Annotated in this window: 11 protein-coding genes and 3 pseudogenes; 8 read left to right on the top strand and 6 right to left on the bottom strand. The window is 68.9% G+C overall.

All coding sequences use genetic code 11. The annotated features are described in order from the left end of the window. Window positions 1-77 precede the first annotated feature (77 nt). The 5 genes and pseudogenes from ADK54_RS46960 to ADK54_RS34590 all read left to right on the top strand — a co-directional run bounded on the left by ADK54_RS46960 (window position 78) and on the right by ADK54_RS34590 (window position 3,825). Window positions 78-875, top strand: coding sequence for a DUF4158 domain-containing protein (locus tag ADK54_RS46960; protein WP_199827092.1), 798 nt, complete (start codon window positions 78-80; stop codon window positions 873-875). Beyond that, on the top strand, window positions 803-1,258 hold the full coding sequence (locus ADK54_RS46965) for a hypothetical protein (RefSeq protein ID WP_199827093.1): 456 nt from the start codon (window positions 803-805) through the stop codon (window positions 1,256-1,258). The genes ADK54_RS46960 and ADK54_RS46965 overlap by 73 nt, the downstream gene beginning before the upstream one ends. After that, window positions 1,240-1,536: a hypothetical protein gene (locus tag ADK54_RS46970; RefSeq protein WP_199827094.1), complete on the top strand. Its 297-nt coding sequence runs from the start codon at window positions 1,240-1,242 to the stop codon at window positions 1,534-1,536. Before ADK54_RS46965 ends, ADK54_RS46970 begins: the two co-directional genes overlap by 19 nt. 354 nt (window positions 1,537-1,890) lie before the next feature. After that, window positions 1,891-3,114 (top strand): annotated as a pseudogene (locus ADK54_RS47925) (transposase). A 111-nt stretch (window positions 3,115-3,225) separates the two neighbouring features. Next, entirely contained in the window at window positions 3,226-3,825 is a 600-nt protein-coding gene (locus ADK54_RS34590) for a cation transporter (RefSeq protein WP_053729759.1), read from the top strand. 81 nt (window positions 3,826-3,906) lie between these two features. On the opposite strand, the gene ADK54_RS34595 is transcribed toward ADK54_RS34590, so the two are convergent. Together ADK54_RS34595 and ADK54_RS34600 are read right to left on the bottom strand one after the other, a co-directional pair. Continuing rightward, complete coding sequence (locus ADK54_RS34595) at window positions 3,907-4,221, bottom strand: hypothetical protein (RefSeq protein ID WP_053729752.1); 315 nt, start codon at window positions 4,219-4,221, stop codon at window positions 3,907-3,909. Window positions 4,222-4,337: 116 nt separating this feature from the next. After that, window positions 4,338-5,309, bottom strand: a complete 972-nt coding sequence (locus tag ADK54_RS34600; protein WP_053729760.1) for a cation diffusion facilitator family transporter — start codon at window positions 5,307-5,309, stop codon at window positions 4,338-4,340. A 273-nt stretch (window positions 5,310-5,582) separates the two neighbouring features. Here ADK54_RS34600 and ADK54_RS34605 point away from each other — a divergent pair, with 273 nt between their 5' ends. The 3 genes from ADK54_RS34605 to ADK54_RS46985 all read left to right on the top strand — a co-directional run bounded on the left by ADK54_RS34605 (window position 5,583) and on the right by ADK54_RS46985 (window position 7,405). After that, on the top strand, window positions 5,583-5,939 hold the full coding sequence (locus ADK54_RS34605) for an ArsR/SmtB family transcription factor (protein ID WP_053729761.1): 357 nt from the start codon (window positions 5,583-5,585) through the stop codon (window positions 5,937-5,939). Between the two features lie 260 nt (window positions 5,940-6,199). Then, window positions 6,200-7,111: a recombinase family protein gene (locus ADK54_RS34610; RefSeq protein WP_234392332.1), complete on the top strand. Its 912-nt coding sequence runs from the start codon at window positions 6,200-6,202 to the stop codon at window positions 7,109-7,111. A 54-nt stretch (window positions 7,112-7,165) separates the two neighbouring features. Then, window positions 7,166-7,405, top strand: a complete 240-nt coding sequence (locus tag ADK54_RS46985; protein WP_053729753.1) for a hypothetical protein — start codon at window positions 7,166-7,168, stop codon at window positions 7,403-7,405. A gap of 74 nt (window positions 7,406-7,479) precedes the next feature. Here ADK54_RS46985 and ADK54_RS44100 read toward each other — a convergent pair. The 4 genes and pseudogenes from ADK54_RS44100 to ADK54_RS34625 all read right to left on the bottom strand — a co-directional run. Beyond that, a pseudogene (locus ADK54_RS44100) lies at window positions 7,480-8,330 on the bottom strand (IS5 family transposase); the annotation flags it as partial. 273 nt (window positions 8,331-8,603) lie between these two features. Continuing rightward, window positions 8,604-9,020, bottom strand: a complete 417-nt coding sequence (locus ADK54_RS34620; RefSeq protein WP_053729754.1) for an Ig-like domain-containing protein — start codon at window positions 9,018-9,020, stop codon at window positions 8,604-8,606. Window positions 9,021-9,186: 166 nt separating this feature from the next. Continuing rightward, window positions 9,187-9,298: pseudogene (locus ADK54_RS45315) on the bottom strand (IS5/IS1182 family transposase); the annotation flags it as partial. 57 nt (window positions 9,299-9,355) lie between these two features. Next, window positions 9,356-10,366, bottom strand: a 1,011-nt coding sequence (locus tag ADK54_RS34625) for a hypothetical protein (protein ID WP_234392333.1), incomplete at its 5' end; no start/stop codon positions are given.

Genomic DNA, 10,366 nt, shown 5'->3' on the forward strand with positions numbered 1-10,366 from the left:
TGGATCTAACCGCTTCGCTTCTACCGGCAGGTCGCCACGCTGTGGTGATCATCTGATTCGGAGCGAGGAGTGCGCGGGTGCGGCAGGACTGGGAGCCGGAGGACCTCATCGAGGTCTGGACGCTGCTCGAAGACGACATGAAGCGGCTGCGGAACAAGTCCGGGGCGAACCAGCTGGGCTTCGCGATGCTGTTGAAGTTCTTCGAGGTGGAGGCTCGCTTCCCGGAGACCGACAGGGAAGTCCCGGTCGCTGCGGTGGGTTACGTGGCCCAGCAGGTGAAAGTGCCGGCGGAGGCGTGGGCGGCGTACGACTGGCAGGGCGACCGGATCAAGCGGCACCGCAAGGAGATCCGCAAGGCCTTCGGGTTCCGGGCGGGCACGGAGGAGGACCAGGAGCGGCTGGCGGAGTGGCTGACGGCCGAGCTGTGCGGGGTGGAACTGTCGCGTGACCGGCTGGCGGAGGCGGTGGTGGCCCGCTGCCGCAACGACTTCGTCGAGCCGCCGTCCCCGGCCAAGGTCCGGCGCCTGGTGGGCAAGGCGGTCAGGGACTTCGATACGCGGTTCTGCCGTACCACCGTGGACCGGCTGTCCCATGCGACCCGCTCGCGGCTGGAGGGCCTGGTCGCGGGCCGGGAAGACGGCGACGAGCCGGTTGAGGACCAGGCGGTGGCCGAGGGCGGCCGGTCGTTCTTCACCGAGCTCAAGGCCGACCCGGGCGCTCCGGGGCTGGAGAGCTTGTTCGCGGAGGTGGACAAGCTCCAGCGGGTGCGGAAGCGGAGCTTCCGGCCGATCTGTTCGCGGACGTGTCGGAGAAGCAGGTGGACGCCTGGCGGGCGCGGGCGGCGAAGGAGTACCCGGCGAACCTGGAGCGGATGAAGCCGCCGATGCGTCTGACGCTGCTGGCCGCACTGTGCCATGTGCGGCACACCGAGATCACCGACTCGCTGGTGGAGCTGTTCATCCAGCTGGTGCTGAAGATCAACACTCGGGCGGAGAAGAAGGTCGACAAGGAGATGACCGGCGAGCTGAAGAAGGTGCGGGGCAAGGAGGCGATGATGCTGCGGGTCGCCGAGGCCGCCTTGTCCGAGCCCTCCGGCTCGGTCCGCAAGGTGATCTACCCCGTCGTCGGCGGGGAGAAGACGTTGAAGGCACTTGCCGCGGAGGCCGCGGCGAACGAGGCCAAGTACAGGCGCGTATCCGCACCGTGCTGCGATCGGCGTACTCGGCGCACTAGCGGCGGATGCTCACCCCGCTGTTGAAGGCGTTGACGCTCAAGTGCAACAACACCGCCTACCGGCCAGTGATGGACGCCATCGACCTGCTCCAGCGCTACCTGGAGCAACCGCTGAAGGAGGGCGCGTTCTTCGACGCGGCGGAGTCCGTGCCGTTGGAGGGTGTGGTGCCCGATCAGTGGCGGGCCGCGGTGGTAGACGACAAGGGCCGTGTCGAGCGCATCCCCTACGAGCTGTGCGTGCTGGTCAGCCTGCGCGAGGCGTTGCGGCGCCGGGAGATATGGGTGGTGGGGGCGAACCGGTAGCGTAACCCAGAGGGCGACCTGCCGCAGGATTTCGAGGACAACCGGGACGTGCACTACGACGCGATCCAAAAGCCCCAGGACCCGGCGAAGTTCGTCGCGGAGTTGCAGAGGACGCACTGCGAGGCCCTGGACCGGTTCGAGGCCGCGCTGGCCAACGACACCACGGGCGGGGTGGCGATCGTCAAGAAGAACGGCGAGGGATGGATCAAGGTCTCGCCGCGGCCCAAGCAGGAGGAACCGGAGAACCTGGTCGCGGTGAAGGGGGAGATCGAACGGCGCTGGGGCACCATCGATCTGCTGGACATCTTGAAGTACGCGGAGTTCGACACCGACTTCATCGCCGAGTTCACCACGGTGGCCACCCACGAGAACCTGTCCCGGAAAGTGCTCCGGAGAAGGCTGCTCTTGGTCCTGTTCGGACTGGGCACGAACATGGGGATCAAGCGTGTCGCGGTGACGGGCAAGCATGGTGAGTCGGAGGCGACGCTTCGCCGGGTGCGGCACCTGTTCGTGAACCGGGCCAACATGCGCGCGGCCCTGGTGAAGCTGGTCAACGCCACCTTCGCGGCCCGCGACGAGATGTGGTGGGGCACCGGGACGGCGTGCGCCTCCGACAGCCGCAAGTTCGGCGCGTGGTCGTCCAACTTCATGACGGAGTGGCACCAGCGCTATCGGGGCCCCGGGGTCATGATCTCTTGGCACGTGGAACGAAAGTCGGTGTGCATCTACAGCCAGCTGAAGTCCTGTTCGGCCTCCGAGGTCGCCTCGATGATCGAGGGCGTGCTGCGGCACTGAACCGACATGGAGGTCGACCGGCAGTACACCGACACCCACGGTGCCTCCATCGTCGGATTCGCGTTCGCGCACATGCTCGACTTCAAGCTGATGCCGAGACTGAAGAACATCGGGCGGGCGAGGCTGTACCGGCCGGCCGCGGGCGAGGACAAGAACTGGCCGCACCTGGCCCCGGTACTCTCCACCCGCACCATCGACTGGGACCTCATCGCCCAGCAGTACGACCAGATCGTGAAGTACACCACCGCGCTCAGGCTGGGCACCGCCGAGGCCGAGCAGGTCCTGCGCCGTTTCACCAAGGGCGGCCCCAAGCACCCGACCTACCAGGCGATCGAGGAGCCGGGGCGCGTGGTGCGTACGGCGTTCATCTGCGACTACCTGTCGGATGCGGAGATGCGCAGGGAGATCGGCGAGGGCTTGCAGGTGGTGGAGAACTGGAACTCGGCGAACTCCGACCTGTTCTACGGCAAGGACGGCGACCTGACGGGCGCGGACAAGGAGAGCCAGGAGGTCTCCATGCTCGCCTTGCACCTTTTGCAAAGCAGTCTCGTGCATGTCAATACCTTGCTGGTCCAGCAGGTTCTGGCCGACCCGAAGTGGGCGGACACGCTCACCGAGGCGGACCGGCGGGGGCTGTCGCCGCTGTTCTGGACCCACGTGAACCCGTACGGCCGGTTCGAACTGGATATGAACAGCCATCTCGACCTGGACCTTGCGGCCACCGGGACCACAGTGCCCGGCCCGCGCAGTCCACAAGGCGAGTCAGCCGGCGCTCCGAGCTGAGCTGACGCCCGACGGGGCGTGCGGGTGGCGGCCGAGCTCGACGAGCGGGCCGCGTCTTCCTCGCTCACCACCGCTGACACCCTCCATCGGAGGCGGTGGGAGACTCCTGCGGTGACCACCCTGGATGACACCGCCCGCACGTCCCTGCTCCGCCGGGGCTTGGCCCTGGAGTACGTCACGCTCGGCTGGAACGTGATCGGCATCGTGGTGCTGGCCATCGCCGCCGTCTCCGCACGCTCCGTGGCGCTCGCCGGGTTCGGCCTGGACTCCCTCATCGAGATCGGTGCCTCCACCGTGGTCATCTGGGAGCTGTCCGGGACCGGCGAGGACCGGCAGCGCAAGGCCATGCGGCTGATCGGCTTCGCGTTCGCCGTCCTGGCCGTGTACCTGCTGGTGCAGTCCACCTTCGTGCTGGTCGCGGGCTACCACCCGCACCATTCCGCCCTCGGCATCGCCTGGACGGCGATCACCGCCGCGGTGATGTTCGCCCTCGCCTACGGCAAGGCCCGCACCGGCGCCGCCTTGAACAATCCGGTCCTCAAGACCGAGGGACGTGTCACCCTGATCGACGGCATCCTCGCCGCGGCCGTCCTGCTCGGCCTCACCCTCAACGCCGCACTGGGCTGGTGGTGGGCCGACCCGCTGGCCGGATACGTCCTGGTCTACTACGCCGTGCGCGAGTGCCGCGAGATCTTCTCCGGCGATCATTGACCGGCGCGGCGGCCATCGTTCAGTCAGCCGCCGAACTGATCTCCGGGGCGGGAGGCAAACGCCGTGACGGCCTGCCCCGGTTCAACTCCTGGAGCCGGTGCGGAGCGCCTGCCGCAGCTCTTCGAGGGCGGGCAGGCCCGCCAGGCCGTCCGGCGTCTGGTACACCCGGCAGGCCAGACCGGGAGCATGGCCGGGCTCGGCAAACGGGTCGCGCCCGTCGATGAGGATGGTCGGCGAGCCGGTGAAGCCGGACCGCTCGGCCTCGGCCTGGTCGGTAATGACGCGCGTGGTGAACACCGTCTCACGCAGCCCGGTGTCGTCGAGCGCCTGCCGCAGCTGCTCGACCGCGGGCTGCTCGTTCGGGCAGTCCGGCACCACCAGGACCTCGATCTCCATGTCTCCAGCATCGCCCATCGGCAGGCCGGACGCGCCAAGCAGCGCCACCCTTCGTCCGGTGGTAGCCGGGGATCATCGCGCCAGCCGCGATGGTCACCGGTCCTGACCCACGCGGGTCAGGCGCCGTGGTGGGCCAGGGCCCGGTGCGGGTCGGTGCCGTGCGGCAGGTGGTCGGTGTGGACGGTGGCGGCGGTCAGCCGTGGCACAGCGTGGATGAGGGCGTGTTCGGCGGCGACGGCCAGGCTGTGGGCCTGGACGACGGTCAGGTGGGGGTCGACGACGATGTCGGCCTCGGCGCGCAGGGCGTGGCCGATCCACCGCATGCGGACCTGCCCGACGTCCAGCACGCCCTCGACGTCGCGCAGGGCGGTCTCGGCCGCATCGACCAGGTCGGGGTCGACGGAGTCCATCAGCCGGCGGTAGACCTCGCGTGCGGCGTCCCCCAGGACCATCAGGATGGCGGCGGTGATCAGCAGGCCGACGACCGGGTCTGCCCAGCGCCAGCCGATGGCGACGCCGCCTGCGCCCAGGAGCACTGCCAGGGAGGTGAAGCCGTCGGTGCGGGCGTGCAGGCCGTCGGCGACCAGGGCTGCCGAGCCGATCTTGCGTCCGGTGCGGATGCGGTAGCAGGCCACCCACTCGTTGCCGATGAACCCGACCACCGCGGCGATGGCCACTGCCCACAGGTGGGTGATGTCGCGCGGATTGAGCAGCCGGTCGATGGCTTCGTAGGCGGCCAGCGCGGAGGAGGCGGCGATGGTGAGCACGATGGCGATGCCTGCCAGGTCCTCGGCGCGGCCGTAGCCGTAGGTGTAGCGGCGGTTCGCCGCGCGGCGGCCGAGGACGAACGCGATGCCCAGCGGCACCGCGGTCAGCGCGTCGGCGGCGTTGTGAATGGTGTCGCCGAGCAGGGCCACCGACCCGGACAACGCGACGACCCCGGCCTGGATGACGGTGGTCAGGCCGAGGATGCCCAGCGACAGCCACAGGGTCCGCATGCCCTCGCGGGAGGTCTCCAGTGCCGAGTCGACCTTGTCCATGGCCTCATGGCTGTGCGGGGTGACCAGGTGCGCGAGCTGGTGGCGTATCCGGGCCCACCGGCCGCTCCCGTGGTCATGACCGTGGTCTCCGTGGTTGTGATCGTCATGGCCGTGCCGGTGCCCGTCCGGGCCGTATCCGTGGTGCCCGCTGTCCGCGTGCGGGTGGTGGTGGCCCTCGCCGGGGTCGTGACGGTGGCCAGGCCCGTCGTGGCCGTGTGGCTCGTGGGTGTGGGTCTGCTCGCTCACGGTGCGTCGCACCTCTCGGACTCGGCCGGCTGGGCCGGACTGGACTTCACGTCTCTGCCCCACCATTATGTGCGCATGAACGCACGCATGCACCTATCAGGTGCGCACGGTTCGCAAGAGCCAGACGAGGGCGAGCGCCTCGCGGTGGCCGTGGAGGTCCTGGGGCTGCTGGCCGACCGTACCCGCCTGGCCCTGCTGCGGCGCCTGGGCGAAGGTGAGGCGGACGTGACGACACTCACCGAGTCCTGCGGTGCGACGCGGACCTCGGTCAGCCAGCACCTGGCCCGGCTGCGGCTGGCCGGACTGGTGACCACCCGCAAGGAGGGGCGCCGGGTGGTCTACGGCCTGCGCCACGGGCACCTGCGGCGCCTGGTCGACGAGGCGCTGAACGTGGCCGACCATCAGATCGGCCACCTGCCGCCCCACGACTGACGACTCGCCGGCCGGAGGTGACTGAAGCTTTGGGTTTCCGAAACCCGGTTCTCACAAACGGTTCCTCTGCCCGAGCAAGATCAAATAGAGCCGCCCGGAGATCGCTGAGAGCCGGATTGGTTCGCAGAAGCTGTTCTCACTCAAGAGTGACCGGAGGGCAGTTCTGCGACTTGAGTTGTGCGAAAATCCGGGCTCATGACGGACCCTCAAGAGCCCTCCCCGACCGCCGCGTCGGAAGCCGATCTCGTCGAACGCCATCCGTGCCCGAAGTGCAAGGCGGCCCCGGCTCGCCGTGCCGCTCACGCTCCGGCGCGGTCGCTTCCGCCTACCACACCGGCCGCTTCACCAAGGTGCCGAGGCTCGCGAAGGAGCTGCGGGTGCAGACGCCGGCCGACCGCGGTCCCGGGCAGCCGTGGCGGCCCGGCAAGCCGGTCCCCGCGGCGATCGACCCCAGCCTGCCGAGCGCGGACATCCGCGTCGGCTACGCCCGCTGCTCGACACTCGGTCAGGAGCTCGACTCGCAGCTGGACGCGCTCGCCAAGCACGGCATCCCCCGGGAGAAGATCTTCAGCGAGAAGATCAGCACCCGGATCAAGGTCCGCCCCCAGTTCGAGCAGGCACTCAAGACCGCCCGGGAGATCAAGGCCCACGCGCCGCACTGCCGGGTCCTGTTCACGGTGTACGAGATGAAACGGCTGGGGCGCGATGCCGCCGAGCTCACCGCCCTCGCCGACCACCTGACCGAGCACGGCCTGGTGCTGGAGATGCTCGCCGGACCGCTGCCCGGCATCTACGACCCCACCGGGCCTGGCAAGCTGCTGTTCGGCTTCTTCGCTGCGATGGCGGAGACCGAGCCGGAGAACATCCGCGAGTCGACGCTGGAGGGGCTCGACACCGCGGCCCGCAAGGGCAAGCACGGCGGCCGGCCCCCGGTCATCACCGACGACATACTGCACACCGTGCTCCGCCGGAAGGCGCTCGGCGAGTCCGTCGTGCAGATCCAGCCCGACCTGATCATCCCCACCGGCAAGCGCAAGAGCCTGGCTCCCAGCGTCGCCAGCATCTACCGGGCCCTCGTCGAACACGAGAAGCGCGAGGCTTACCCCGAAGCCATCGAGGCGGCCCGCGACGACTTCGCCGCTCTTCAGCAGCGCGACCGAAGCCCTGTGTAGTTACTCAGTGTTACTCGCCACTTGGCGGCAGCTATACGAGAACCGGGCCGAAACATGTTCTACTACCACGTCCCCACGGTGCTCACCGGCCGCCTGGGCGACGCCCACAGCCTCTACCACCACCCCGACCTGATGGCATACAGCCCCTCCAATATCTGGCCCGCTGACCAGACTTGGGTCACCTTCACTCACTTCGACCTCCACGGCACCAAGGTCGCAGGCCCGGCCTCGTTGATCGAAGCCCTCCTCCATGACCCCGGCCTCGAAGCTCTCCGCCTCCCTTGGAAACCCTGACCTCCCCCGATCGCCGACCTCTCCATGGTTCCCGGGAGCTTCCAGACCGCGAAGAGCTGCCCGGCGGGGCATCGCCGGAGCCACAGCTGGATTGCGGCGAGGGTGACCGTCCCGTGAAAGACATAGGCCCTCTTGCCGAAGCGCATCGCCACGGCCCGGTTGATCTTCAACTTGTTGATCAGGCGTTCGACTTCGTTCCTGCGGGCGTACCGCACCGCGTCGAAGCCTGTGGGCCGGCCGCCCGCACGTCCACGACGCCACCGGTTGGCACGTTGGTTATCCGGTTCGGGAATGGTGTGACTGATCTGGCGTCGGCGCAGATAGCGGCGGTTGCGGCGTGAGGAATACGCTTTGTCGCCGCTCAGGTGGCCGGGCCGGGCGGGCAACGTGCACCCGTTCCAAGACCGGGATGAACTGTGGGGCATCGCCCCACTGGCCGGGAGTGATCAGCAGAGACAGGGGCCGCAGGCCGCCTTCACCGGCCAGATGGATCTTTGTGCTCAGCCCGCCGCGCGAACGGCCAAGTGCTTCATCGGCACGGTGCTGAACAGGGTGGGCGCGCTTGCCGGGCCTGCGTGGCGCCTGCCTGCGGGCACCAGCGGCGTGCTGGTGAGCACGGCACACAGTGGAGTCACACCCACCATGGACCAGTCGAGACGGCCTTCCGCGTCAGCTTCGGCCTGGACGGCCCGGAGGGTCCTCTCCCAGGTGCCGTCCGCTGACCAGCTTCGATGCCTGTCATGTGCCGTCTTCCACTTCCCGAATCTCGTCGGGAGGTCCCGCCACAGGATACCTGTCCGCTGGCGGAACAAGATCCCGTGATCACCTGACGGTGATCCTTCCACCGCCCGCCCCGTCCAACGTTCCTCGGTAAATGCGGCCTCAGCCGGGCCCATTCCTCATTCGATAAGTCACCCCGCCCCACTCCGACAGGAACGACCAGCATCCAGGAGGGTCACGCGACCCGTCGGACACGCCCTAGACACAGGCTCCGAGCCGCCGCGCGGCCAGCGGGAGCACGTCGTCGGGACCGGTGAACCACCCCGCACGACCACACCGGGCAGTACCCGGCGCCCACCCGGTGCGAGAGCCGGGTCATCAGCCTGCCGCGGCCCCGAAAAGACCCCACCCCACAAAAACAGAGCCCCCGTCAGCGAACCAACGGGGACTCACGAACGATCGAGGTCAGCCCGCCGTGCTAGCCCAGGCCGACGGAGTTGTGCGCGCTGACGGGCGCGTACCGGTCATCGCCGTCGAAGGTGGCGTCGTAGCCCTTGAGCAGGAGCTGTTCGAGGGTGAGAGGGGCCGGGAGCGGGGAGTTCTTGCACTCGGCGTAGCCGTCGGTGTCGGTCGTGGCCTCGCAGAGGAACGCCTTCTCGCCCGTGACGGTGAACTTCACCGGCAGCCCGGCTACGGGGCTGCCGTCGACGCGGGTGAACTTCGCCTTCAGGTCGTGCGTCTGGCGGGCCAGGACGTTGAGGCTGCCGTAGTAGGCCGTGGCGTTGAGCCGTTGCGCCCCGTGGTCCGCGGCTGCTGCGCTGCCGACGACGCCTGCACACAGCGCCAGGGCCATCGCGAGGCCGGTGATGGACCGGCGCGGGGTGGCGAGCTTCATCCAGATGCCCTTCTTTAAAGAGTTCTCCCGGCCGGCAACAGCGCGGCCAAGGCACTGCCACCCGACCGGGCGGCTGATCAGACATGCGGATCAACTGCCTCAGCCGCGCCTGGACACGGCAGACGGACTCCTGTACTCCAAATGGGCGGCGCCCCGGAACGGTTCAGAGGTCGTAGTTGAGTCGGGCGAAGATTCCCTCATCGCGCCAGGCCGCGTGGTACGCGTGGACGGTGCCGTGGTTGGGAAGCCGTGCGGAGGTATTTCCAGGGGATCCCCGTTGTCCGGCTCCACCGCGGTACCCGTGGCGGAGCCGGAGGCCGGCACGGTGAACCGGCTCAACAGGCTCGGTCCGGGACCCCGGTCCAGGACGATGCGTGTTCCTGTGCCCTGCGGTACACCGAATACACCACGAGGGCCCGGCGCAGCCGGAACAGCGCCCTGTGCAGGTAGGCGACCCGGTCCTCGGAGCGCTGGCTCGCCACCAGGAAGAGGGCGGCGAAGGCACCGAGGCTCAGGGACAGCGAGACGAGTTCACGGGTGAGAACGAGATCGGTGCCGGGGACCCGCCAGTAGAGGTGTGCGGTACTCCCGGTCAGTTCCACCGTTTCGGACGCACCGATCAGGATCACACCCACGATGATCAGGCTCAGCGACACGACGACGGCGCTGCCCAGCAGGGAGCTGACGAGGAGGATGAGGTATCCGGCCCGCACCGCGCGCCGCCCGCCGGCGGTGTCCGGCTGGGCGATGGGGAACGGCGCGGCCCCGCGCCGCACGAGGTCGTGCACCGCGTCGCTGTCGATGCCCCGCAGAAGTGCCTCCTGGTCCGCCTGGGTGGATGCCTCGATGTCGCGCCAGTAGTCGAGACGGGCCAGGAAGGCCAGTCCGATACCGAGGAAGAGCGCCTCGAAGAGGGCGAATCGCAGACCGAAGCCTCGCGCCAGAAGCCGCCACCCGTCGCCGGTGACGAAGACCACGACCACGGCGGCCACCAGAGGCGGAGCGCTCCGGACGCCTCCCCCGACGACGTTCCACAGGCTCTTGGCGATCGAGACCGTGAAGCGCGACACGAACGCCGCGGCCAGCGGCAGGACCGTCAGGGCCTTGTAGGCACGGGTGGAGTCGCGAACGTACGCGCTCTCCAGCAGACGGGACAGCCACCGCTCGACACGGCCGGTGCCACCCGCCGGCATCGAGCGGCGCAGCATCGCCAGCGTCTCCCCCGGCACCTCGGCCGCCGTACCGCGCCAGGCCCTGTCGTACCGCCTCAACCACCGGTAGTGCGCCGCGACGAAGAACGGCATGCCCTTGCCGAAGACGTACTGCGCCGCCTCGTTCATCTCCCG

This window comes from Streptomyces sp. WM6378, assembly GCF_001279695.1.
Classification (GTDB): domain Bacteria; phylum Actinomycetota; class Actinomycetes; order Streptomycetales; family Streptomycetaceae; genus Streptomyces.

What these genes read in the sequence shown, in the direction of transcription:
- ADK54_RS46970 (WP_199827094.1), top strand. Translation starts at nt 1,240, where the DNA reads ATGCTCACCCCGCTGTTGAAGGCGTTGACGCTCAAGTGCAACAACACC.
- ADK54_RS34595 (WP_053729752.1), bottom strand. Translation starts at nt 4,221, where the DNA reads ATGGAGATCGAGGTCCTGGTGGTGCCGGACTGCCCGAACGAGCAGCCC.
- ADK54_RS34605 (WP_053729761.1), top strand. Translation starts at nt 5,583, where the DNA reads ATGAACGCACGCATGCACCTATCAGGTGCGCACGGTTCGCAAGAGCCA.
- ADK54_RS46985 (WP_053729753.1), top strand. Translation starts at nt 7,166, where the DNA reads ATGTTCTACTACCACGTCCCCACGGTGCTCACCGGCCGCCTGGGCGAC.
- ADK54_RS34620 (WP_053729754.1), bottom strand. Translation starts at nt 9,020, where the DNA reads ATGAAGCTCGCCACCCCGCGCCGGTCCATCACCGGCCTCGCGATGGCC.